This is a genomic window from Campylobacter canadensis (assembly GCF_013177655.1).
Lineage (GTDB): Bacteria > Campylobacterota > Campylobacteria > Campylobacterales > Campylobacteraceae > Campylobacter_E > Campylobacter_E canadensis.
In genome coordinates, this window is sequence record NZ_CP035946.1 from 699204 (window position 1) to 724932 (window position 25729).

22 protein-coding genes and 1 tRNA gene are annotated in these 25729 nt (G+C 26.7%); 16 read left to right on the plus strand and 7 right to left on the minus strand.

Annotated features, from left to right (window positions below; translation table 11 throughout):
• Positions 1-8: 8 nt before the first annotated feature.
• From accD to CCANL266_RS03350, 10 genes are read left to right on the plus strand one after another with little or no spacing between them, the layout of a single operon-like run.
• Positions 9-842 (plus strand): acetyl-CoA carboxylase, carboxyltransferase subunit beta, encoded by an 834-nt coding sequence (accD, locus tag CCANL266_RS03305; protein WP_172231315.1) that lies wholly within the window; start codon positions 9-11, stop codon positions 840-842.
• On the plus strand, positions 839-1291 hold the full coding sequence (locus tag CCANL266_RS03310) for a 23S rRNA (pseudouridine(1915)-N(3))-methyltransferase RlmH (protein ID WP_172231318.1): 453 nt from the start codon (positions 839-841) through the stop codon (positions 1289-1291). Before accD ends, CCANL266_RS03310 begins: the two co-directional genes overlap by 4 nt.
• A gap of 9 nt (positions 1292-1300) precedes the next feature.
• Positions 1301-2308 carry a hypothetical protein gene (locus CCANL266_RS03315; RefSeq protein WP_172231321.1) on the plus strand — a complete coding sequence of 336 codons (1008 nt, stop codon included), beginning with the start codon at positions 1301-1303 and terminating at the stop codon, positions 2306-2308.
• Entirely contained in the window at positions 2283-3206 is a 924-nt protein-coding gene (locus tag CCANL266_RS03320) for a tRNA dihydrouridine synthase (RefSeq protein ID WP_172231324.1), read from the plus strand. The genes CCANL266_RS03315 and CCANL266_RS03320 overlap by 26 nt, the downstream gene beginning before the upstream one ends.
• The gene (locus CCANL266_RS03325) at positions 3199-5379 is read left to right on the plus strand and encodes an endonuclease MutS2 (RefSeq protein ID WP_172231327.1); all 2181 of its coding nucleotides are present in this window, start codon (positions 3199-3201) and stop codon (positions 5377-5379) included. The genes CCANL266_RS03320 and CCANL266_RS03325 overlap by 8 nt, the downstream gene beginning before the upstream one ends.
• 8 nt (positions 5380-5387) lie before the next feature.
• Complete coding sequence (locus CCANL266_RS03330; protein WP_172231330.1) at positions 5388-7202, plus strand: EAL domain-containing protein; 1815 nt, start codon at positions 5388-5390, stop codon at positions 7200-7202.
• A complete protein-coding gene (gene dapE, locus CCANL266_RS03335) occupies positions 7195-8298 on the plus strand; it encodes a succinyl-diaminopimelate desuccinylase (protein WP_172231333.1) in 1104 nt (367 codons plus the stop codon). Before CCANL266_RS03330 ends, dapE begins: the two co-directional genes overlap by 8 nt.
• Entirely contained in the window at positions 8291-9124 is an 834-nt protein-coding gene (gene nadC / locus CCANL266_RS03340) for a carboxylating nicotinate-nucleotide diphosphorylase (RefSeq protein ID WP_172231336.1), read from the plus strand. Before dapE ends, nadC begins: the two co-directional genes overlap by 8 nt.
• Complete coding sequence (gene flhB / locus CCANL266_RS03345; RefSeq protein ID WP_172231339.1) at positions 9117-10172, plus strand: flagellar biosynthesis protein FlhB; 1056 nt, start codon at positions 9117-9119, stop codon at positions 10170-10172. Before nadC ends, flhB begins: the two co-directional genes overlap by 8 nt.
• On the plus strand, positions 10169-10648 hold the full coding sequence (locus CCANL266_RS03350) for a GNAT family N-acetyltransferase (protein ID WP_172231342.1): 480 nt from the start codon (positions 10169-10171) through the stop codon (positions 10646-10648). Before flhB ends, CCANL266_RS03350 begins: the two co-directional genes overlap by 4 nt.
• A gap of 1737 nt (positions 10649-12385) precedes the next feature.
• On the opposite strand, the gene CCANL266_RS03355 is transcribed toward CCANL266_RS03350, so the two are convergent.
• Together CCANL266_RS03355 and CCANL266_RS03360 are read right to left on the minus strand one after the other, a co-directional pair.
• Complete coding sequence (locus CCANL266_RS03355) at positions 12386-12688, minus strand: DUF2325 domain-containing protein (RefSeq protein WP_172231345.1); 303 nt, start codon at positions 12686-12688, stop codon at positions 12386-12388.
• Positions 12689-12856: 168 nt separating this feature from the next.
• Positions 12857-13180 carry a rhodanese-like domain-containing protein gene (locus tag CCANL266_RS03360; RefSeq protein ID WP_172231347.1) on the minus strand — a complete coding sequence of 108 codons (324 nt, stop codon included), beginning with the start codon at positions 13178-13180 and terminating at the stop codon, positions 12857-12859.
• 126 nt (positions 13181-13306) lie between these two features.
• On the opposite strand from CCANL266_RS03360, the gene CCANL266_RS03365 reads away from it, so the two are divergent.
• From CCANL266_RS03365 to CCANL266_RS03380, 4 genes are all read left to right on the plus strand, one after another.
• Positions 13307-14617: a cation:dicarboxylate symporter family transporter gene (locus CCANL266_RS03365; protein WP_172231350.1), complete on the plus strand. Its 1311-nt coding sequence runs from the start codon at positions 13307-13309 to the stop codon at positions 14615-14617.
• A complete protein-coding gene (locus CCANL266_RS03370) occupies positions 14617-15321 on the plus strand; it encodes a hypothetical protein (RefSeq protein ID WP_172231353.1) in 705 nt (234 codons plus the stop codon). Before CCANL266_RS03365 ends, CCANL266_RS03370 begins: the two co-directional genes overlap by 1 nt.
• A tRNA-Ser gene (locus CCANL266_RS03375) sits at positions 15321-15408 on the plus strand. The genes CCANL266_RS03370 and CCANL266_RS03375 overlap by 1 nt, the downstream gene beginning before the upstream one ends.
• Positions 15409-15418: 10 nt before the next feature.
• Positions 15419-15814 carry a pyridoxamine 5'-phosphate oxidase family protein gene (locus tag CCANL266_RS03380; protein WP_172231356.1) on the plus strand — a complete coding sequence of 132 codons (396 nt, stop codon included), beginning with the start codon at positions 15419-15421 and terminating at the stop codon, positions 15812-15814.
• Positions 15815-15834: 20 nt separating this feature from the next.
• Here CCANL266_RS03380 and pyrE read toward each other — a convergent pair whose 3' ends face one another.
• From pyrE to CCANL266_RS03405, 5 genes are all read right to left on the minus strand, one after another.
• Positions 15835-16437: an orotate phosphoribosyltransferase gene (gene pyrE, locus CCANL266_RS03385; protein WP_172231359.1), complete on the minus strand. Its 603-nt coding sequence runs from the start codon at positions 16435-16437 to the stop codon at positions 15835-15837.
• Positions 16430-17149, minus strand: a complete 720-nt coding sequence (gene pyrF, locus CCANL266_RS03390) for an orotidine-5'-phosphate decarboxylase (RefSeq protein WP_172231362.1) — start codon at positions 17147-17149, stop codon at positions 16430-16432. The genes pyrE and pyrF overlap by 8 nt, the downstream gene beginning before the upstream one ends.
• The gene (locus CCANL266_RS03395) at positions 17146-18339 is read right to left on the minus strand and encodes an MFS transporter (RefSeq protein WP_172231365.1); all 1194 of its coding nucleotides are present in this window, start codon (positions 18337-18339) and stop codon (positions 17146-17148) included. The genes pyrF and CCANL266_RS03395 overlap by 4 nt, the downstream gene beginning before the upstream one ends.
• A 218-nt stretch (positions 18340-18557) precedes the next feature.
• Positions 18558-20144 (minus strand): DASS family sodium-coupled anion symporter, encoded by a 1587-nt coding sequence (locus CCANL266_RS03400; RefSeq protein WP_172231369.1) that lies wholly within the window; start codon positions 20142-20144, stop codon positions 18558-18560.
• A 396-nt stretch (positions 20145-20540) separates the two neighbouring features.
• A complete protein-coding gene (locus tag CCANL266_RS03405; protein WP_172231372.1) occupies positions 20541-23426 on the minus strand; it encodes a hypothetical protein in 2886 nt (961 codons plus the stop codon).
• Between the two features lie 195 nt (positions 23427-23621).
• Here CCANL266_RS03405 and CCANL266_RS03410 point away from each other — a divergent pair, with 195 nt between their 5' ends.
• Positions 23622-24977: an APC family permease gene (locus CCANL266_RS03410; protein WP_172231375.1), complete on the plus strand. Its 1356-nt coding sequence runs from the start codon at positions 23622-23624 to the stop codon at positions 24975-24977.
• The gene (locus CCANL266_RS03415; protein ID WP_172231378.1) at positions 24974-25720 is read left to right on the plus strand and encodes a hypothetical protein; all 747 of its coding nucleotides are present in this window, start codon (positions 24974-24976) and stop codon (positions 25718-25720) included. The genes CCANL266_RS03410 and CCANL266_RS03415 overlap by 4 nt, the downstream gene beginning before the upstream one ends.
• Positions 25721-25729: the final 9 nt, after the last annotated feature.

Consider the following 25729-nt stretch of genomic DNA (forward strand, 5'->3'; position numbering starts at 1 on the left):
AGTAAAAAATGAGTTTTGCTGACATATTTAAAATTAGAAAAACACAAAGCAAACCAAATGAAGCACCAAACCATTGGGTAAAATGTGATAATTGTCATTCACTTATGTATTATAAAGAAGTTACAGTTTGTTTTAATGTATGCCCTAAATGTGGTTTGCATATGAAACTTAGTCCGCAAGAAAGAATAAATATGCTTGTTGATGAAGGTAGTTTTGTAGAATTTGATAATAATTTAAGAGCAAATGACCCACTTAAATTTGTTGATTCTAAAAGCTACAAAAAGCGTTTAAGCGAAAGTGAAGAAAAAACAGGAAGATATTCAGCAATTATTAGTGGAGAGTGTAAAATAAACGGAATAGGCGCACAATTATGTGTATTTGATTTTTCTTTTATGGGTGGCTCTTTAGGTTCTGTTGAAGGTGAAAAGATTAATCGTGCCGTGCAAAGAGCGATTATGAAAAAAGAAGGTTTAATAATAATTAGTGCAAGTGGTGGAGCTAGAATGCAAGAAAGTACATATTCTTTAATGCAAATGGCAAAAACATCAGCAGCTTTAAAACTTTTAGCGCAAGAAAGATTACCTTATATTTCTTTACTTACAAATCCTACTTTTGGTGGAGTAAGTGCTTCTTTTGCTTGGCTTGGTGATTTAGTTATTGCTGAACCTATGGCGCAAATTGGATTTGCTGGGGCTAGGGTTATTAAGCAAACTATTGGTGCTGAATTACCAGAAGGCTTTCAAAGTGCTGAATTTTTACTTGAACACGGGTTATTAGATGCAATAGTAAAAAGAAGTGAGCAAAAAGATTTTATAGCTAATTTCTTAGAATATTTTAAATGAAAATAAATATTTTTTATATTCAAAAGGATAAAAATAAAAGTGAGTTGGAAAAGAAGTATGAAAAACTTCTTTTAACACTTGTAGCTTTTTCGTCAAATAATTGTTTTAATAAAAAAATCGCTAATGCACAAAGTCAAAATGAAAAAATAGCGCAAAGTGAATATGAAAACATTTATTTACAATCAAGCAAAAAATCTTTTAGCATAGCACTTAGCGAAGAAGCTAAAGAGCTTAATAGTTTTGAATTTGCAAAATTATTAAGCGATAAACAAGAGTGTAGTTTTTTTATTGGCGGTGCTTATGGCCTTAGTGATAGTTTTAAAGATAAATGTGATGTTTGCATAAGTTTAAGTAAGCTTACAACTACTCACGAATTAGCTAGAATTTTTTTGCTAGAACAAATTTATCGTGCTTTGTGTATAAATAGCAATCACCCATATCATAAATAAAGGAGAATTATGAAAACAAAACAATTTATTGTTTATTCTTGTATGTATTTAATCATTGTTGTAGCTTGTTTATTTTTATTTTTTCATAGTACTTTTACTGATGTTATAAGTATAAATATAGATTTGTATTTTTATTCTAAAGAACTATCTTATCCTATTGCTGCATTTGTTTTAGCACCTCAGATTGTGTTTATTATGCTTGTAATTATTTTTACTTTTTTTGCAAACTTAACAGATGGCTTTGAAAAAAGAAGGTTAAAAAAAGATAGTGAAAAATTTGAACTTTTAATGCAAGATTTATTGTTAAATAAAGAAAGTAAAATTAATTTTTCAACAAATATTTTTAAAGAAAATGCTAGAAAATTAAAAAAAGTTTTTTTACAACAAAATGATTTAAGTAGCGATAAAATAAGTGAAATTCTAGCAACAATAGCAAATATCAAGCAAGGTAAAGTAGTTGATTTAAAAGTTTATAAACTAGCAAAGAATAATCCACTTTATGTAAGCAATCAAATAAATGTTGTAAATAGTGATTTAAATTATGCTAATAATTACTTAAGAGCTAAAAATGAAATTGATGATGAAATAACATTAGCAGCTTATAAAAATGTAATTTTGCACGATACTTACGCAAGCATTAAACAATTAAGAATTCAAAAAAGCGCTGAAGATATTTTAAATATCATTCAAAGATTTGCTAATGATGATATTAAGCTTAGTAATGCAGAATTTGAAGTTTTAATCAATAATACTAATTTAAGTAGCGATGATTATTTAAAGATTGCTAAACAAAGTATAAATTTAATTGAGCCAGAAAGTATAAAGGCTATATTTTTTAAACTTTATAATGATAATGATAAGCTTAAAAGAGCTTATTTTTACATACTTGCTAAATTATCATTATACGAGGAATTAAGAGAAAAATTGCATTATGAAGATGAGTGCGAAGATTTTAAAATTTTAGTATTTTTAAAGGATAATAATAAAAAGTATGAAGTGGATAGAATCATTTACTAATCCATTGTTTTTAGCTCCAATGGCGGGTTTTAGCGACCTTGCTTTTAGGAGCGTGGTTAAGAAATTTGGTTGTGATGTTACTACATCTGAAATGATAAGCTCAAATGCTTTAGTGTATGAATGTAAAAAGACACTTACAATGCTTAAAAAATCAGAGAGCGAAAAACCTTTTGTAGTACAAATTGCAGGTAGCGATGAAGAAATTATTAAAAAAGCAGTTTTGCTTATTAATGAGCTTGATTATGTTGATGGGATTGATTTAAACTGTGGCTGTCCTGTTAATAAAGTTATAAAACAAAATGCAGGTTCAGCACTTTTAAACGATTTAGAAAAGTTAAAAAAAATTCTATCAGCAATTAAAGAAAATAACAAAAAAGCAAGTACAAGTATAAAAATCAGAATAGGTTTTAATAAAGATGAAATTGAAACTATTATTCCTGTTTTAAATGATTTTGAGCTTGATTATATAAGTATTCACGCAAGAACTAGAAAGGATTTATACAATAATAATTTAAATTATAATGCGATAAAAAAAGCAAAAGAATTATCAAATACAAAAATAATTGCAAATGGAAATATAAATTACGATAACCACAAGCAAATACTTGAAATTACAAAAGCAGATGGACTTATGATTGGTCGTGCTTGTATCGGTGAGCCGTGGATTTTTTCACAAATTAAACAAAATAAAAAAGATGTTAGTAAAAAAGAAATTATTTTATATCATTTTGAAAAAATGCGTGAAATCTATAATGATAAAGCAAGTTCTATTTTTAGAAAACATTTGCATGAGTATTCAAAAGCAATGCCAAACGCTAGTGAATTTAGAAATGCAATAAATAAAATAAGTGATGAAAAAGTAATGATAAATAAAATTAGTGAGTTTTTTAATGAATAAGTTAAAACTAGATTTAGACGATTATTTAGAAGAATTTTATTCTTTTTTTTCAAGAGACGCACAATTATTCTTGCAAGGAGATAGCTCTTTGCATTATAAAAGAATAAATGAATTATGCGAGTTAGATTTAAAATATCCTAAAAAAACAAAACTTTTAAATACAGCGATTTTGCATCTTGAAAAAAAAGGAATTTTACACCTTGAAGAGCTTGCTGAATTTGTAAAAATTATTTCTTATATTAAATATTTAAAATCAAGTTGTGTTAGTTTTGAATTAAAAAAATATTTTGATAAATTTGTCATTGCTAAAGAAGTTGAAGATATTTTAAAATATTTTAAAGACGATGAATTTAACAGCGAATGCGATGAAAGATTACTTAATATTGATGAAAAAATAAAACAACTAAATCAAGATATTAATCAGCAATTAAGATTGCTTATGCAAAGTAAAAATTTAAGTGAATATTTAGTTGATACTCAAATTCATTACATTAATAATCAAGAATGCTTATTGTTAAGAGGTGGTTTTGCTAAATTCTTAAAAGCAAGCATTATTGCAAGAAGCAGTGGCGGTGGATTTTATGTTGTGCCTTTGGAAATTGATAATTTAAAAAAGGGTATTAAAAGATTGCAAGAACAAGAAGATGAAATTAAATATGAATATGCTTGCAAATTCTCTACAATTTTGAGTAAATTTACGCTATTTTTAAGGTTTATTGACAAGGAGTATTCTTTAATTGATGGATATTTAGCAAGGGTATTTTTTGCTAAGAGTAAGGATTTAGAATTTATTGAATGTAAAAATGATAAAAAAATTAAAATATCATCATTTTATCATCCTGCAATTAAAAATGCAAAGCCAATTAGTGTAGATTTTTCTAAGCAGGTTTTAATTATTACTGGAGTTAATGCTGGTGGAAAATCTATGCTTTTAAAAAGTATTATGAGTGCATCGTTTTTAGCAAAATATTTAATTCCTATGAAAATTGATACTCATAATTCTAGTATTAGTTCTTTTAAAAGCTATGAAAGCATTATTGAAGACCCACAAAATTCTAAAAACGATATATCAACTTTTGCTGGTAGAATGCAATCTTTTGCTGCTTTATTTTCTCAAAAAGATTATCTTTTAGGCATTGATGAGATTGAGTTAGGAACAGATTTTGAAGAAGCTTCAAATTTATTTTATGTTTTAATAAATGAATTAAAAAAGAATGCAAAAATAATAATTACAACCCATCATAAAAGACTAGCTGCTATGCTTGCAAGTTGTGATGATGTAGAATTATTAGCTGCTTTATATGATATTAAAGAGCAAAGACCAAAATATGAATTTTTAGAAGGAATTATAGGTAAATCTTATGCTTATGAAAGTGCTTTAAGGTATAAGATTTCTCCAAATATTGTAAATGAAGCTAGAAAGCTACAAAGCGAAAATGAAAATAATTTAAATGATTTATTAAATAAAAATCTTGAACTAGATGCAAAATTAAAATTTAAATTAACACAAACAAAGAAAAAGGAAGAAAAATTACAAAGCATTTTAGATAGGTTAAAAGACAAGGAAGAAAAACTGCAAAATGATTATTTAAAAAGAAAAAAAGAGCTTGAAAATGAATATTTTTTAGCTATTAATGCTGCTAAAAAGACTTTAGACTTTTCTTCTTTAAAAGATAAACAAAGGCAAATTAATAAAGCAAACGAGCTTAAAAATAATATAAAAGAAGAAAAAATAAAATCTAAAGAATATAAAATAGGAGATTATGTAAAGTATGAAAATATAGAAGGTAAAATAATTGCAATTAATAAAAATATTGCAAGTGTTGAAAATGATTTTTTAACATTAAAGATTGATTTAAACAAATTAAGCCATCATACAAAAAGTCCAAGTAAAAAAGAAAGCACAGTTAAATATGAAAGAGCGGTTAAAAATGCTAGTGTAAAATTAGATTTGCACGGGTTAAGAAGTGAAGAAGCTATTGAGCAGCTTGATAAGTTTATAAGCGATGCTTTAATCAGCGGATTTGATGAAGTTATGGTGTATCACGGTATTGGTACAGGTAAATTAGCTTATGCTGTTAAAGAGTTTTTAAAATCTCATAAAAGCATAAAGTCTTTTAGCGACGCACCAGCAAATATGGGTGGTTTTGGTGCAAAAATTATTAAATTATAGGTGAAATTATGGAAGCAAAAAAGTTTAATAATATAAAAAATATTTTACTATCCTTGATAGTTGTTATTGTTTTATTAAATATATATTTATTTTTTGGTGCAAAGAATTCAATTAGAATTTTTTCTGAAAGTTTTTTTTACTCTCTTGAAAATAGATATAATCAAGCAAATCTTAGCAATGAAATAGAGCTTAGTACTTTTAAGCTTAGTGATGGTAAAGTAAAAATTATAAATGGTCAAAACCCAGATTTAAATGAACAAGAAATGACAATTCTTAAGAAAAATAAAGAATTATTTGATTATTTAAAACTTGATGCGCATTTATTTCAAATAAAATTTTATAAATTAAGAGATAATGAAATTTATGCAGGTTTTAGTACGCAAATTCATCTTAGCGATTCAAGACTTTATCAAATATATATTCCTTTAATTTTAAATATAATATTTTTTATACTTATTTTTATTTTATATAAACAAAAACAAGAATTAGAAGAGCTTTATTCAAAAACATTAAATACCTTTAATAAAAAAATGCAAAAGCTAGAATCTGAAGCAAATGTTGATAATATAACAGGTTTAAAAAACAAACATTGTTTAGAAAAAAATATTTCATCTATGCAAAATCCAAAATTAATTTTAATTAAGATTGATGAAATTAGAAAAATAAGCGATTATTTTTCAGAAGATACGCTAATTAGCTTAATTAAACAAATTACAATCTTATTTAATGAATACGCTAAGGAAAATAACTTATTGCTATTTAAAACAGAACTTGATGTTTATGCTTTTATTGAAGATAACGACCAAGATGAGCAAAGATATGAGGAATTAATAGCAGAACTAATGCAACTTGTAAAAACAAAGGATATAAGCATTGAGTATAATAGCAGTATAATTTCAATGGTTTTAACAACGACAATAGGTCTTAGTTTAGAAAAAGAAAACATAATTCAAAAAGCCTACATAGCATTAAAAAGAGCAGAAAAAGATAATAAAAATTTTGTTTCATATTCTCAATTTTTAATGGAAGAACAATCGTATATTGAAGAGTTAAACACAGCAAAATTAATACAAAGTGCAATTAGCGGAGATAATATTTTTACATTTTATCAGCCGATTTTTGATAGCAATAAAAATATTACCAAATATGAATCTTTAGTTAGAATTATCAATAAAACAAGTGAAGGTACGCAAATTATTACTCCAGGTATGTTTTTAGCTACTTCAATTAAAACAAAGCAATATGAAATAATTGAGGAATTTATTATAAATAAGGTTATTAAAAGTCTTGAAGAAAACCCAAATATTAGCTTAAGCGTAAATCTTGCAGGTAGAGATATGAAAGATGTCGCTAAAAATAACAAAATTATAAATTTATTAAGAAGAACCAAGGTAGCAGATAGGCTGGTAATTGAAGTTTTAGAAGATGAAAATATAGCAAACGATAAAAAGATTATGGAATTTTTATTAAAGGCAAGGGCTTTAGGCTGTAAGATTGCTATTGATGATTTTGGTAGTGGTTTTTCTAATTTTGCTTATGTTTTAGAATTAATGCCTGATTATATTAAAATTGATGGAAGCATTATTAAAGATATTATTGATAATGAAAAATCAGTGCAGATTGTAAAAACCATAGTTTTATTTACAAAAAGTTTAGGCATTAAAACAGTTGCAGAATTTGTTAGTAGTGAAGAAATATTTAATAAATGTTTAGAGCTCGGAGTGGATGAATTTCAGGGCTTTTATTTAGGAAAACCAAGTCCTTCTTTTAGCGAAGAAGAAATTGATTTAGAATATTATAATTTTAAGGAAAATAATGCTTAAAGACTTATTTTTACGCTTATTAAGTGAAGAGAGCGTTACTCCAAATGCAGCAAATTGTTTAAAAATTGCACAAGAATTTCTTAGTGATTTTAATGTTCAGTATTTTAATAAAAATGATGTTAGTAATTTGCTTTTAAGCAAGGAAGTAAATTCTAGTGGTGTGCATTTAGCCTTTTGTGGGCATATTGATGTTGTGCCAGCAGGAAACGGTTGGGAATATGATGCTTTTAAGCCTACTATAAAAGATGATTTAATAATAGCAAGAGGTACTCAAGATATGAAAAGCGGAGTAGCTGCATTTTTGTGCGCTATTAAAGAATGTAAAGATTTTAGCAAGGATATAAGAAAAATAAGTGTTATTTTAACCTCTGATGAAGAAGGCGATGCTATTTATGGAACAAAATATGTTTTAGAAAATATAAAAGATATGCCAGATATTGCAATAGTTGCCGAGCCAACTAGTGAAAATGTTTTTGCTGATACAATTAAAGTTGGAAGAAGGGGAAGCATACACGCTTACATTAAAATAAAAGGCACTCAAGGGCATGCAGCATATCCTAGTAAATGTATAAATCCTGTGCATTTAGGAGCTAGTTTTTTAGAAAAAATTGCAGCATATGATTTAGATAAGGGTAATGAATTTTTTGAACCTAGCAAGATTGTTGTATTAAATCTTAGTGCTGGAATAGGGGCGCAAAATGTTACTCCTAGTGAATTTAATATTCATTGCAATGTAAGAAATTCTACTCTTAGTACAAAGCAGGATTTTGAAAATTATTTATTAAAACACTTAAAGGGTCTTGATTATGAATTAAAAATAACTCAAGGTTCAATACCTTTTTTTACTGATACTAATAATTCTTTGATTAAAAATTTAGTAAAAAGTGTAGAAAAAGTCGCAAATATAAAAGCAGCTTTAAATACAAAGGGTGGAACAAGCGATGCTAGATTTTTAGCTCAATACGGTGTAAAAGTGTGTGAATTAGGAGTAATAAATAATAAAATTCACGCAGCAAATGAAAGTGTTAATTTTAAAGAAGTGCTTGAACTTAAAAATATTTTTTTAGATTTTTTAAGGAGTTATAAAAATGATTGAAAGCGAAATTGAGCTTGTTAAAAAAGAACTAGCTATTGATTTAGGAAGAGGGGATTTATTTTCTAAATTAGAGCTTTTTGATGATGTAATTAGTGTTGATATAAAGAGTAAAAGTGATGGAATTTTTGCAGGAGAGAAGTATTTTAAATATATTTGTAATATGTATAATATTAAATATGAACTTTTTGTAAAAGATAAAGATACTATTAAAAAAGGACAAAAATTAGCAAATCTTAAAGCTAATAAATCAGTAATTTTAAAAACAGAAAGAAGTATTTTAAATTTTATTCAACACGCAAGTGGGATTGCAAGCAAAACGCACAATATGATGTCTTTAATTAAAGATTATAATGTAGTTTTATTAGATACTAGAAAAACAAGACCAGGCTTAAGGGTGCTAGAAAAATATGCAGTTCGTTGCGGCGGAGCTAGTAACCATAGAATGGGTCTTGATGATTGCATTATGCTAAAAGATACTCATTTTTTAGGGGTGAGTAATTGGCAAGAATATGTAAAAGAGCTTAGAAAAAAAATACCATTTTATACACCAATTGAAATTGAATGTGATACTATTGATGAAGTAAAAAAAGCACTTGAATGTGATATAAATGCTATTTTACTTGATAATATGGATTATGAAACTTGCAAAAATGCAGTTTTATTAAGAAATGAAAAAGCAAGGCATATTAAATTAGAAGCTAGTGGAAATATTAATGAAAATAACATAATTTTTTATGCTAAAACAGGAGTTGATGCTATATCTAGTGGTTGCATTATTTATGATGCAATTTGGCTTGATTTTTCAATGAGACCTAGCAATGGCTGATGATGCAGAAAAAACCGAAGAACCCACCGACAAAAAAATAGAAGACGCCAGAAAAGAAGGTAATGTTGCTAAAAGCCAAGATGTAGCAGCTTTGATAACTCTTTGCGTTGCTTTTGGAGCGATTTTATTGTTCTTGGGTTTTTTTAAAGAAAGAATTACATCTTTATATATTTATTATCAAAGTTTTATCGGGCAGGAACTAGATATAAAACTTTTGTATAAAATTTCTATAAAAACCTTATTAGAAATGTGTTTTATGATTTTACCAATTGCTTTAGCAGTAGCAATTAGCGGTATTATTGCTAATGTATTGCAATTTGGATTTAATTTTACCTTAAAGCCAATAATGCCTAATTTTGGGAAATTAAACCCAATAAAGGGGATTAAAAATATTATTTCTATGAAAAAACTTATTGAGCTTGTTAAGATTGTTTTAAAAGTATCTGTGGTTTTTGCTATTGTTGGATTTTTTATTTATAGTTTTTTACCAGAATTAAAGCATATTAGTATTTTACCATTATTTAAACAACTAGCTTGGATAAAAGACAAGTTTATAATTTTATTTGCTGCTGTGATTATTTCTTTTTTAGTATTTGCTATTTTTGATTTTTTTATTGTGCGTTTTCAATATTTTAAAGGGCTTAGAATGAGTAAGCAAGAAATTAAAGATGAATACAAGCAAATGGAAGGAGACCCAAAAATAAAGGCAAAAATTAGACAATTGCAAATGCAAGCAGCAAAAAATCGTATGATGAGCGATGTGCCGAACGCTGATGTTGTAATTACTAATCCTACGCACTATTCCATAGCAATTGCTTACGATTCATCAAAGCATGATGCACCTATTATTTTAGCAAAAGGTGTTGATAATATTGCCTTTAAAATTAGACAAATAGCACAAGAGCATAATATACCTATTTATGAAGATAGGCAATTAGCAAGAGCCTTATATAAAGAGTGCGAGTTAGGAGATTTAGTTCCTAGAACGCTGTGGAGTGCTGTTGCACAAGTATTTAAATTTATTTTAGAACAAAGGAATAAAAAATGATTAAAATAAAAGAAGCTAATGTAAATGATGTATCAATAATTTTAGATTTTATAAAAGATTTAGCCGAATATGAAAATATGAGCCATTTAGTAAGTGCTAATGAAGATTTATTAAGAAAAAATATTTTTGAAAACAAATATGCTAAAGTTTTGCTTGCTTATTATGACAATAAAATAGCTGCTATGGCATTGTATTTTTATAATTTTTCTACTTTTTTAGCAAAGGGCGGAATTTATTTAGAAGATTTGTTTGTAAAAAAGGAATTTAGAAATAAAAAAATCGCTAGTCATTTATTTAGACGCTTAGCACAAATTGCAGTAGAAAATGACTTAGCAAGGATTGATTTTGTATGCTTAAAAGATAATGATTTAGCACTTAATTATTATGATAGAATTGGTGCAAAAATACAAGATGAATGGCATTTGCTTAGGTTAAATAGCGATGATATTTTAAAGCTTAGTAAAAAAGAATTTTAACTAAAATTCTTTTAAAGCTTGATTTTATTTTCTTGCTTTGCAATCACTTTGCAGTATTAATTTAATTTTGTGCGTTTTGTGAGAATTATATTTATGCTTTTTATAGATATTTTATACTTCTAAAAGCTGTTTAAAATACTAATATATAAAGTTTTAAGCGTTTTTTCAAATCAAGTATTTTAAAAAATAGCGATATTTTGAGTGCAATATATACATTATTATTTAAAGTTCTGCCTTAGTTCTGCCTTAGTTGTGCCTTAGTTGTGCTTGAGTTGTGCCTTAGTTGTGCCTTAGTTGTGCTTGAGTTGTGCTTGAGTTGTGCTTGAGTTGTGCTTGAGTTGTGCCTTAGTTCTGCCTTAGTTGTGCCTTAGTTGTGCTTGAGTTGTGCCTTAGTTGTGCCTTAGTTGTGCCTTAGTTGTGCTTGAGTTGTGCTTGAGTTGTGCTTGAGTTGTGCCTTAGTTGTGCCTTAGTTGTGCTTGAGTTGTGCTTGAGTTGTGCTTGAGTTGTGCTTGAGTTGTGCCTTAGTTGTGCCTTAGTTGTGCTTGAGTTGTGCTTGAGTTGTGCTTGAGTTGTGCTTGAGTTGTGCTTGAGTTGTGCTTAGTTGTGCTTGAGTTGTGCTTGAGTTGTGCTTGAGTTGTGCTTGAGTTGTGCTTGAGTTGTGCTTGAGTTGTGCTTGAGTTGTGCTTGAGTTGTGCTTGAGTTGTGCTTGAGTTGTGCTTGAGTTGTGCTTGAGTTGTGCTTGAGTTGTGCTTGAGTTGTGCTTGAGTTGTGCTTGAGTTGTGCTTGAGTTGTGCTTGAGTTGTGCTTGAGTTGTGCTTGAGTTGTGCTTGAGTTGTGCTTGAGTTGTGCTTGAGTTGTGCTTGAGTTGTGCTTGAGTTGTGCTTGAGTTGTGCTTGAGTTGTGCTTGAGTTGTGCTTGAGTTGTGCTTGAGTTGTGCTTGAGTTGTGCTTGAGTTGTGCTTGAGTTGTGCTTGAGTTGTGCTTGAGTTGTGCTTGAGTTGTGCTTGAGTGGCTGAAACTTAAAATAAAATAAAATTAAGTTATTTCTAAGTTTAGTTTTTGGAATTTAGCTTTTAGTATTGAAAATCACTTTATTATTTTTAAGTAAAATTTATACTTTTTATTACTTGTATTTTATTAGTATTTTCTTGCTTTATGGTTGTTTTTAGCTTACAAATACTTGCAGTAATACAAATAGTTTTTGTTTCAATACAGCTTTAATAAATTATTTTTAATATGATTTTATCTTAAATATAAGCTTTAATAGAATTTTTTACACTTTAAAGTTTAAGATTTAAAACAAATAAAAAGTTTTAAAAAAATTAAGCTTTGTTTTAGACTATTTTTTATAGCAAGTAAAATTCTATAAGTTAAAATATTAATTTAACATAAAATTAATTTTTATAGACTTTAAGAAAGTCAAATATAGATGTAGATGAAATATTTTTAGTTAAAAGCTATGCTTAAACTAAGCTTGTTTGTGGCAATTTAATAATTCACAAGCAAGAATTTAATATTTTTTAAAATACTTAAAACAAGTATGAAATTAGAGCTTGCAAAAGATTTTTAAATAATAAAACATAAGACTATAAAATAATATTATAAAAAAATTTTAATATTTTTTAAAAATAGAATAAAAGAATAAAAATTTTAATTATGTTAGTAATTTTCGTATTTGTGTAATTATTTTAATATTAAAAGTAGAATTTTTAATTAAAAATAAATAACTCCAAAGGAATTATTTATTTTCACAAGATATCCCTAAAACTTTGCAGTATTCGCAATAAACACAGCTTACTGACCTTTTTGCACATACTAAAGGAATATTTCTTTTTTTTGCTTGAGATTTAATTTTTTTCATAGTATTGTGGTTTAAAAAACTAGTTAGCATTACAACACAATTTGTATCTTGAGGAATGCTTTGACGATTAACTCTATTTTCATTTCTAGCATCCCAATGTGTAATACTTTTTGCACCTAAATTATGCAACACAGCTTTTATAGGGGTAATTTCATCAGCGCCTATTACTAAAACTGACATAAGTTTCTCCTTGTAAAAAATTTGTTAATATTTTACACTTAGAAACTTAAATAAAACTGATAATAATTATTACTATGTAAAAAATCTATAAATTTTAATAAAATAAATAATTAGTAAATTTTTTATAAAAATTAAAGTATTTTTTATAAAAAGTGTAAAAAAGTAACATTATTTACAAATTAGAGCTGGTTTTTCTTGTAAAAATGCTAAAATTCCACCTTCTAAATTCTTTACATTTACCCCATCGCTAAGTAGAATTTGCGTTAAATATTCACTTCTACCCCCACTTCTACACATTAGTAATATCTCTTTATTATCTTCTTTAAAGGATAAAAGTTTATCTTTTATATAAGCTAAATCTAAATTACTAAAATCTAATGCTAAAAGTTTTGAATTTTTTACATAAAATTCATTTATTTCTGCTTGTGTTCTAATATCAACTAGGGTAAAATTATTTTCATTGTAATCTTTTATACTAACATTGTAACTCATATTTGTCCTTTATTGTGTAAATTTGTAACAAGATTTGATTTTTATTGTATTTTATTTTAAATAATCTTTGATTTTTTGCCTTAGATTTTTAAAATAAAATAAATTTTAACACACAAAGGAAACAATATGAAAACTTCTATCTATAAAAGTTTAGTATTTTGGGTAATTATAGGTCTCATTTTAGGTGTAATTGTTGGTGCTTGTAATCCTATTAAAATTGGTGCGATAGATAATTTAGCAATATGGTCTAAAGTATTTATTGATATTTTTATTAAGGCATTAAAATTACTTATTGGACCTATTATTTTTGTAATGATTATTTTAGGAATTCTTGGTTTAGGTGATATTAAAAAAGTAGGCTCAATTGGTCTTAAAGCAGTGATTTATTTTGAAGTTGTAAGCACCTTAGCTCTTGCGATAGGTATTTTTATGGCAAGGGTTTTACAGCCTGGAGCTGGACTTAATCTTGACCCTACAAGTTTAGATGCAAAAAGTGTTGAAAAATATGTAAGCGCTGCAAGTTCTGATAGTGCTTCATTTTTAGGAGTATTAAAATCTGCTATTCCTAGTGATATTTTAAGCCCATTTACTGAAGGTAAAACACTGCAAGTTTTATTTATAGCTTTAATAACAGCTTTTATAGTTGTGACTTTAAAAGAAGATGATAGAAATTACATTAAAAGAGCCTTAGAAGTTTTACAAGCTTTTGTGTTTAAAATCTTAACTATTGTAATGTATTTTAGCCCGCTTGCAACATTTGGTGCAATGGCATTTTTGGTGCAAAAATACGGAATTTCTTCTTTGCAAAATATGGTTTATTTATTAGTTGTAATGCTTATTTCTTGCTTAGTTTTTATTTTTGGAATTTTAGGATTAATTTGTTTTTTTGCTAAAATTAATATTTTTAAATTTATGCGTTTTATTGCTAAGGAGCTTTTAATTGTATTTACAACTTCTTCAAGTGAAAGTGCTTTACTACCATTAATGAAAAAACTTGAAAAAGCAGGAGTTGATAAGGCCTGTGTTGGACTTGTATTGCCTACTGGTTATAGTTTTAATCTTGATTGTACTAATATATATTTAGCTTTATGTGTAATCTTTTTAGCACAAGCTTTTAATATTGATTTATCTTTGTGGCAAGAAATTACTATTTTACTTATATTAATGGTTACTTCAAAAGGTGCAGTAGGGGTTACTGGCAGCGGTTTTATAGTTTTAGCAGGAACGCTATCTTCGTTAGGTAATGATTTAATTCCAGTTGCTACTGTATCTATTTTATTAGGAGTTGATAAGTTTATGAGTGAAATGAGAGCTTGTGGAAATTTATGTGGCAATTCAGTAGCTTGTGTTATTGTTGCTGTATGGAATAAGCAAATTGATATGGATAAATTTAGATACGCCCTAGATCACCCAAATGAATATAGGATACAAGATTAATGAAAAGATTATTTTTACTATTTAGTGCAATGTTTTTATACGCTAATTCTCCAGCTAATGAAGCTTTAGAATTAGCTAAGGTTGATGATTTTCTTAAGTCTTTAAACAAATGTTCAAATTATGATTACAAAGCTTGTAGTAATTTAGAAAATTATACTTTTAATTTAGAATCAAAAATTATAAATTCTTATATGCAAACATTGTGCGATAGTAAAAATAAAGCAGCTTGTTATTTTATTAGTGCTTCAAAAGCCGATGCAAAGAGCGATTTATTTTCTTTATGTAAGGATAATTTTCATTTAGCTTGTACTAGTGTTGTAATTAGATATTCTAAAGATATAAACGACGCTTTATCAGTATTAAATGCTCAATGTTTAAGCGATAAAAATTACCATTCTTGTTATGAAAGTGCTAAAATTTATAGTAGTATTTTAGATTCGGAAAATACAATAAAATATTCAAGTAAATCTTGTGTTAAAAATTCTTTTGCAGCTTGTAGATTGCAAGCACAAGCTTTAGAACAAGCAAATAAAGATAAAGATTCTTTAAGGCTTTATGATAAAACTTGCTCTAAAAAAGATTTTTATTCTTGCATAAAACTTTTTAATTTTTACAAAGCACAAAATAATACTAAATATATGGTGAAATATTTAAAAGAAGCTTGTAATATAAAAGATTTTCAAGCTTGTTCGTTATTAAAATAGGGTAGGTGTCTGAGTGGCTAAAAGAGCACGCCTGGAACGCGTGTAAGGCAAAAACCTTCGTGGGTTCAAATCCCACTCTACCCGCCAAAGGAAAAATATGAAAGATATAATAAGTATTTATGAATTTTTAAAAAATAATCATATACAAATTCTAAGCACTAGCATAGATAATACTCCTATTTCAAGACCAATTGCGAGTGCTTTATTGTATGAAGAAAAAATATTTTACTGTATGAATAAAGACAAAAAAATGTATGAGCAGTTAAAAATAAATTCTAAAATTAGCATTTGTGTTTGTGCTAGTGATTTTTCTTGGATAAGAATTAATGCAGATGCAATTTTTAGCGATGATTTAAGGGTTAAGCAAGAATATATTAATCAAGGTAGAACAAGGTTTAAAAACGCAAATGATGATAATTTTGCTGTGTTTTATTTAAAAAATATAAAGGCTCAAATTCATAAAAAAGCCGAAGTTGTAAATATTAATTCATAACCTTTTAAAGGTTATGAGTTTTATTTTTGAGCATTTCTCCACTCATTTAGTATTTTTAATTCATCTTCATTTAACATAGAAGAAAAAGCACTAAAACCGCTTAAGCTAAAACATTCACAATTATTTTTTGCAAAATTTTCTTTTGCTTGATTTAATTCATAAGAAAAAATACTAAATATTTTATCTACATTAAGTCCGTGGGCTCTAGCTGCTAACAGTGCATTTATACTTGATTGTCCACTTGAGATTAAATCTTCAATAATAACGCATTTTTGACCTAATTCAAATACCCCTTCAATCATTTTAGCTCTACCATGAGTTTTATTTTTGCTTAGAATATAAACAAGAGGTTTATTTAAAATCTGTGCAACCCAAGCACCGTGAGCAATAGCACCAGTAGCAGTTGCAGCGATTATTTCACAATCAGGTGCTTTTTGCATTATTAATTTTGCTAATTCGTTTGCTATAAATGTTCTTTGAGTTGGGTATGAAATTAATACTCTATTATCGCAATATATCGGACTTTTAATTCCACTTGAATAAGTGAAAAATTCTTTAGTATTAATAAAAATAGCACCACAATCTTTTAAAACCTTTACAACTTCATTTCTAACATCACTCATATTCTTCTCCTTTTATACAATTAAAATAAGCCCTAATTGGGTCTTTTGAATTTGTTATCATTCTACCAGCTACAATATAATCTATATTGTTTTCTTTAGCAAATTTTGGACTAGCAACCCTTTCTTGGTCGTTACTTTCTTGATTTTTAAATCTTATACCAGGGCAAAGTGCTTTTAGCTTAGTATCTTTTAGCAAATGTGCTTCATAAGCACTGCAAACAACTCCGTCAAAATTTGCTTTATTTAAAATATTTATTCTTTGTTTAACGCTTTCTTGCATATTAGTTTTTAGCATTAAATCATTTTTTAAATCATCTTCATTTAAGCTTGTAAGAATGCTAATTCCAAATAATTCACATTTACTGTTTAATTCTTCTTTTGCTTTTCTTGCAGCCTTAAGCGAATTTAAACCAGCAAAAGAATGTATGCTTAAAATATCAATATTTTTTTGCATTAGGCTTAAAGATGCGTTGTAGATTGTGTTTGGAATATCAATTAATTTTAAATCTAAAAAGATTTTATACTCTTGTAAGTATTTTAATATTTCATCACCTGCTGTATAATAAAGCCACATTCCAACCTTAAAATAAGGTTTTTCATACTCTAAGTTATTTTCTTTAGCATAGTTTTGTAATTTTTCATTTTGAAATTTTATAAGAAAATTTTTTACTTCATCTACGCTTTTAAAATCTAATGCTACAATTGTTTTCATATTTCTGCCTTAAATTTATTATAATTTTTTGATTTTAGCTGAGATAAATTTATCATTACTAAAAAAGAGATTATATATAAAGAGCTTAAAAAACACATAACAAAATAAACACTATTGTATTTATCAAGTATAGCTCCGATTACAAAAGGGCTCATACCACCTATTGCTCTACCTACATTTACTATTATGTTGTTTGCACTTGCACTAACGCTTTTATCGTATAAAATATTTACTAAAGCTCCATATCCAGCAAACATACCATTGCTAAAAAATCCTATTATAAAACCAATTAAAATTAATTGATTGTAGTTTTGAATTAATGTAAATAAAAATACACAAACACTTGAACCAATTAAAAATATAGAAAAGGAAATTCTAGCTCCAAACTTATCAAAAAACTTACCAAAAACCCACATTCCAATACTCATACCAAGAATAGTGCTAATCATCCAATAAGAAGCATTTGCGTTAGATAAATCTAAAGTCTTTTTAGCAATAGTTGGAAGCCAATTCATAAGTCCAAAATATCCAGCTATTTGAATACTTGACATAATGCAAAGACAAATACTTAAAAGAATTTTACCTTTAAAAGCACTTTTGTAATTAATTTTCATTATTTGTTCGTTGCTTTCTTCTTTTAAACTAAACCTAATCCAAACAGCTAGTAAAACAGGGATAATTCCTATTAAAAATAAATATCTCCAACCATAATCTAGTAATAAAGCAGCTAAAATAGCAGCCAAAGCAACCCCAACTTGCCCAAAAATAGCAATTATGCTAGATAGTTTTCCCATATTTTCTTTTTTAAATTCACAGGCTAATAAACCCATTCCAACACCATATTCTCCGCCAGCTCCAAGCCCTGCTAAAACACGAAAAAATACAAGCCAAAAATATGTATTTGCATAATAAATAAAAGCAGTTCCAATTGCAAATAAAATTATAGAATATGAAAAAATCTTAATTTTACCATAGCGATCAGCTAAAAAACCAAAGAATAAACCGCCAACTAACATAGCAATATTTGTAGCCGATGAAATAAACCCAGCTTCTTTACCGCTTAGGGAAAATTCGTTAATAATTGAGCTTAAAGCATAAGCAATAAACATAATATCCATCATCTCAAGACACATACCAAGTGCGCTTGAAAGAAGAATTTTCTTTTGTCTTTTTGTGTAATTGAAAAACATTTTTTACCTTTAAAAAAAATAATTTTTAGAAAAGTAAAAGGCCTTAAGTTTTCTAATTTTTTGTTTGAGTTTTTTAAGCACAAACTCTTAATTTTATTCTTTTTGATTTAATAAATTAGTAAATAAAGTAATTTTTTTAAAAAAATTTATAAAAATAATTAAAAAAAAGATAATTAAATATAAATATTAATAAAACTAGCCCAAAAAAGGGCTAGAAATTAATAAAAGCCTAGAATTTTCCACCAAACTAAACCAACGAGGCAAATTACAACAATATCAACAACACTCACAACAAAGCCGACCGCCCACCATCTATTCATACTTACATAGCCATTACCAAATATTACAGGCGCAGTTCCAGTTGCATAATGAGTTAATGCCATCATAATATTACCAGCGGCTGCAAGCATAAAAGCATAAAGCATTGGTGGTGCTCCTAATGCTAAACCAGTACTATAAAATACAAAAAACATTGCTGAAATGTGCGCAGTTGTACTTGCGAAAAAATAATGTGAATATAAAAATGCAAGCATAAAAAATATCATAACCGTTGTGGTGCTAAAATTTGAAGCTATGTCTTTTAATAAAATTCCAAGATAGCTAGTAATTCCTACCTTATCAAGCATAGTTGCAAGCATAATTAAAGCACTAAACCAAATTAAAGTATCCCAAGCGCTTTTTTGCTCTAATAGTTCTTGGTATTTTAAAACTCCAGTTAATAAAGCAGTTGCCAAACCAAGAGCAGCCACAGTAGCAGGGTCAACCTTTAAAACACTAACAGTAGTTAAAAAGCCTAGTAAATGTGCTAATTTTAAAATTAAAGACATACCACCAGCCCATAAAAATAAACAGCCAATAAAAATTGAAAGCATAATTTTTTCATCTTTTGAAAATGCCCCCATTTTTTGTAGTTCTTCTTTAGCAATTTTTGTTGCATCAGGAGTTTTTGTAAGCTCTGGTTTGCTTATAAAATAAATTACTAAAGGCATTAAAAGCATAGCGCAAATGCAAGGAATAAACATTCCTAAAGCCCACTGACCCCAAGTTATGCTTATTTGCATATTTGTTGCTTTTGCTATTAAATCAACTACTAATGGATTTGGTGCAGTTGCAGTAATAAACATAGCCGATGAGATAGGATTTGATTGATAATTTACTAAATTTAAATAAGTACCTACTTTATTTTGAGTGTTATTTGCAGGGTCTGAACCTAGTGCTTTTGAAATTGATTGTACTATAGGGTTGATTATAGCCCCACCTCTTGCAGTATTAGAAGGAGTAATTGGTGCTAAAATAACTTCACTAAGTGCTATTGAATAGCCGATTCCTAAAGTATTTTTGCCAAAAATAGATAAAAAATAAAAGGCTAGTCTTTTTCCTAAACCTGTTTTAATAATCCCTCTTGCAAGTAAAACAGAGATTACAATTAACCAAATTAAAGAATTTGAAAATGCACTTAAAGCTTGATTTATCGCTATTTTGCTTCTACTTGCAGCAGCCACATCAGCACCAACGCTAATTGTTGTAAATGCAACAAAGGCAATAGCAATAAGTGAAACTGCACCAAGTGGCATTACTTTTAAAATGATACATAAAATTGTTGCAATAAAAGCACCTAAATAAATAAAGGCTAATCTAGCATCTTCTAAAGCTAAGCTTTGTAGTTGTGTTAATTCGTAGTTTGGATGAGCTTTTTGCAATAGTTGTAATTTTAAATCAATTAAGCCTTGCGGTAAGGGTAAAAAGCAAAAGGCTAAGGATATTAAAATACAAAGTGCAGCCAAAGGAATTTTGTCTTTTTGCATATTTTCTCCTTAAAATAAAATAATTAATTTATTTTAATTAAAAAATGTAAGAAATTAGACTTTATTAATTAAATTTTTTAAAATTAAGTAAAGTCTTAAAAATTATGAATATAAGTGTAAATGCTCGTTATCTTCTATGCTAATTAATTTTACATCGCTTATGTTATTTTCATAACTAATATTCTTTGAATTTGAAGTGTTGTTATCAAAAAGCATTTTTAATTTTTAAGACTAGTAAAGTCTTAAAAATTATGAATATTGGTGTAAATGCTCGTTATCTTCTATGCTAATTAATTTTACATCGCTTATGTTATTTTCATAACTAATATTCTTTGAATTTGAAGTGTTATTATCAAAAAGCATTTTTAATTTTTAAGACTAGTAAAGTCTTAAAAATTATGAATATTGGTGTAAATGCTCGTTATCTTCTATGCTAATTAATTTTACATCGCTTATGTTATTTTCATAACTAATATTCTTTGAATTTGAAGTGTTATTATCAAAAAGCATTTTTTCTATATCTAAAATATCATTTTTGTTTAAAAGTTTTTCAAAATCATTCAAAATACTTGCTTTAGCATTTAAGCTAATACTAAATTCATAAGAACTTATTTTACCATCGTTAAAACTAGCGTAAATAGTATATTTATGACCTTTTTCTAATTCGTTTGCAAAGTTATAAATATTAAATTGAGCATCTTTTGAATTTTTAATGAATTCTTCATTGTTTATTTGAATTATTTTGTTTTCAGTATTATCAAAAATGCTAAAATCATTTACTTTTCCATAGAATTTAAAAGTAGGACTACTATTTTTTAATTCGTAATTTTCTAAAATACTTTCATCTGCTAGGCTTATTTTGTTTTCGTTATCTGAAATATTTATTATATTATTTATAAAATTTTTACTTAAATTAAGATTATACACGAAATTATTCTCATAAACTATACTTATTTTATAATTTTGAGTGTTATCTAAAATATCTTTGCTGTTTATATTTAAATGCCAAATGTCATTATCTTTTACAAAACTTGCCTTAATAAAATCTTGCTCTTGTAAATAAATATTTGTAATTTTACCAGCCTTATTTGCATTAAATGCGAATTTTATATTCTCCTCTTGTTTTATTAAACTAAAATTATCTTTTGTAAAAAATTCCTCTGCATTTAAGTTAATATTTGTTGCTTTGTAATTAATATCACTAGGGGTATCAACCTTGTTTCTAATAGGATAATCAATGCTAAATTTTTGTTCGTAATTGCTATTATCCTTATAATTAACACTTATTATATATTCTCCTTTGTGTAAAGGATTAAAATTATCAATTGAATAAATACCACCAGCTTTATTTTCATTACTTCTTACAAAGCTTAAATCATCAATATTTAAATCAATTTTTTTACCATTAATTATTTCATAAATTTTAAAACTATTTATCTCTTTTTCAAATTTAAATTTAGGGCTTGTATCTTGAATATTTATTCCAACAGGACTTAATAATCCATCTTTAGCATCTTCAAAAACAATATTATTCATTATGCTATTTTTATGTTCAAAAATATCACTAACTTTGTAATAAATAATCTTATTGCTTTGCGTATCATAAAGCTTTAAATAATCATTATAATTTGTGTAATCAAGCTCTAATCTAAAATTATTTGTTTTATTAACTTGTAATTTGTTTAAGAATTTTTCATCACATAAATATAGTTCAATGTTATCTTTTAAAACTCCATCTATAATTAAATTCCTTCCACTTTCATCACTAAATTCGTGTATTTGTTTAAAATCTATTCTTAAATCATTTTGATTTTTATTAAATACTAATTGATGATTTTCTACTTCATCAATATTTATAGCTTCACTATAATTTATTTCGCTACTTATTTTATTTGCATTTAAATTAGTTAATTCCGTCCAATCACTTGCAATTATTTTATCGCCTACTTTTTCGTTATAAACAATTTTTATTTTATAATTGTGCTCGTCTTTTAGATTTAACAAAATTGTATTTTTATTAAAAGTACCATTTTTAGAAAAATCATTTTTGCCCAAAGAATAAATATATTCTTTACCAGTTTCATCTTTTATTATTACAGAGCAGTTATTTGCAGGAATTTTATTTGATATTATATTTACTTGTAGGTAACTAGAATCATTTGTTTTTACACAAGATTCTACAAAGGCTTTTAAATACTTATCATTTGGGTTGCTTGAGTATGTTTTGCTTACATTTTCATCAGAATAAAAGGCTTTATAAATCTCGTTGTCGCTTAAGAAATTATCATTTACTTTAACATTATCTGTGCTAAAATTTTTTTCATAAAAACTACCATCTTTAAAAGCTACTTGCACTTTATATTCGTTATTTGGCATTAAATTTTTACTTAATTCAAATATGAATTTATTATCTTGAATTGTAGAACTTTGATTGTAAAAATAATCATTTATAAATTTATTATTTGTTACATCAAATAATAATATGCTTTTTACTTCTTTGTCAAATACAAAACTAGGGCTTAAATCACTTGTTTTATCTGTAATTTTGTTTGTAATTAATATGCCATTACTTTCAAAAATATATTCTGAGCTTTTATCTATGATTGGGTTTTCGTTATTTTCTTTGTTATCGTTTGCATTATTATCGTCTTGTTTATTATTGTTATCTTTATTGTTTTCTATGTTTTCACTACTTTCATTACTTTCAGTGTTTCCAGTGTTTTCACTATTTCCATTATTTTCACTACTTTCATTACTTTCCGTATTTTCACTGCTTTCAGTGTTTTGTAATCCATCTTCTTTATTGATATCATTTATTGCATTAATAAAAGTACTTAATTTAGCATAATTTAGTTTTATATCTTGTTGCTCATTATGCTTTTGTGTATTTAATATATTTGTTATTTTTTCTACATCAGCATTTACTTTTAATTGCTCTTTTTCTATATTAGAATAAGTATTTTTATTTAAAAAAAGCGAAGTAGCAACGCTATTTTCACCAGCATTAGTTGCTTCTAGGTAATCATTATTTAATAAATTTTTTATTTTTTCATCAATAAAAACCTCATTTAAAATTTTATCATCAATCTTTACTTTATTTTCACCACCAATATGTATTGTTGTTCCATTTTTTAAAAAAACATCAAGACCAGAATTTGTATCAGTTGTTGTTATAATATCTCCTAGATTTATTAAATCATTTTCTTGTAGAATTTTTTCTTTATTATTACTAAGGCAAAGAACCTTTCCTGTAATATTTTTTGCAATTGCAATAGATATCATTTATACCCCTAATTTTTTGATTTTTATAAATTATAATAAAAGAAAATGTATTTAATTTCACTTTGGTGCAAAAAATATTTTTTTTCTTACTCAAAACTTGCAAATTAGTAGTATTATTCGCTGCATTATTTTCAAGGGAGAAAAAATGAAAGAGCAATTTTTTTATTTATTATCTGCTTATTTAGCAGGTGTTAGATGAGACTTGTTGATATTATTATTATGAATTTAATTGGAATTTTTTCATTAAGACAAATTCCTTATGTTGCTTCTTATGGTGCAGCTTCAATTATTTTATGGTTTATTGCTGCTTTTTGCTTTTTTATACCTTTAGCTTTAGTGTGTGGAGAGCTTGGTTCAAAATATAGTAAAAGTGGTGGAATTTTTTTGTGGATAAATAAGGCTTTTGGCGTTAAAATTGCGTATTTTTGCCTTATTTGTTATTTACTTTCTTGTCTTGCTTATTTTCCAACTTTGCTTTATTTTGCAGCAAACTCTTTAGTTTATGTTTTGCATATTAAAGAAAAAAGTTTGTTTATTGGTTGTTTTAGTATTTTTTCATTTTGCCTTTTAACTTATATTAATTTTAAAGGAATTGCTTTTACGCAATTTATAAATAAAATTTTTGTGTTTTTAGGAATTGTGGTTGCTTTTAGTGTTTTGATTGCTGTTTGTTTTGTTTATTATTTTAAAGGCTTTAGTATGCAAAGTGATTACTCAAAAGGATATTTGCCAAGTTTTGACTTAGATACAATTTCTTTTGCATCTTCAATGATGTTTGCCTTTGCTGGACTTGAGCTTAGTGGTATGATTATTTCTAAAATAAAAAATCCACAAAAAACATATCCTAAAGCTATTTTAATTTCAGCTTTTTTAATAGTTGCTATTTATATTTGTGGAACTTTTTGTGTAAATTATATTTTTCCTGCAAAACAAACTAATATTTTAGATGGGATTTTACAAGCCTTAGATTTTGCAGGTGATTTAATAGGGGTTAATTATCTACCGCAAATTATGGCCATTTGCTTATTTTTTGGCACCTTAGGTCAGATTAATTCTTGGCTAATTGCACCAATTTATATGCTAGCAACTGCTTCAAAAGAAGGAATTATAAATATATATGAAGCAAAATTACACCCAAAATACAATACGCCTTATAGAGCTTTATTTACTCAAGCTGTAATTGTAAGTATTTTATGCCTTTCTTGTTTTTTTGTAAGTAATATACAAAACATATATTGGACTTTAAGTGCTTTTACAACTGTGTGTTATTTTTTACCATATATTGCTATGTTTTTAGCATATTTAAAACTAAAAAAGGAGCAAAAAGATAATAATGATGAAGGCTTTGAATTAAAAAATAAATTCATAAGTATTTTTGTTGCTTTAATTGGCTTTAGCTCTGTTGTTTTTGCTCTTGTTTTAAGTTTTATTGCACCAGAAGGTACAAATAAGTTAATTCATTTTTTACAAATTTTAAGCGCACCAATAATTGCTATTTTAATAGTATCATTTACATTCAAGCAAAATTGTAAAAACAAGGAGAGTAGATGAAAAATTTCTTAAAAGGATTGTCTTTAGGGATATTACTATTAGTATTTTTCCTTTTTGGTTTAGTTAGCACTAAGGCGATTGAGTATTTTACAAAGGATAATTCAAGTAGCATTGAAAGCGAAATTGAAGTTTTAAAAGAAATAGAATTTGATTTATTTAGTGCAAAAATTAAAATAAGTGAAAGTGCTTTTTTAAGTAAAGATAAAGATTATAACGATAAAGAAAAGATTGAAGATATTTTTTCTAATATTTCAGCATTGTTAAAAGAAAGCAAAATATGTTATGGTGGAAGTTATGAATTAAACCCTAATTATTCATATAAAGATGGTTTAAGAAGTAAAGAAGGTTATAAAATAAACTCAATTATTTCTTGTACTTTTGCAAAAAATGACCTAGAAAAGTATAGAAATTTATTAAATAATTTAGACGAACTTGCAAATAAAGATAATTTAATTGTAATAAATTCTCCGCTTCTTGAGCCAAATTTATCAGCAGCTAAAATTAAAGAAAGTGAAGAAATATTAAATCAAATGTTAAAGGAAAAATTGGATGAAAAGCTTGTGTTTTATTCAGAATTTAGCAAAAAAACTTGTAAATTTGCAAAAATTAGTATTTTTTCTGATTTAAATATTAACAATACTCCTGTTATGCTTTTAAAGGCTAGCGCAGATGTAAATGCTCAACCAGCATTAAAATCAATGAGTAAAAAAATGCAAGCGCAATTTGTGTTAAAATGTATATAGATTAAAGTC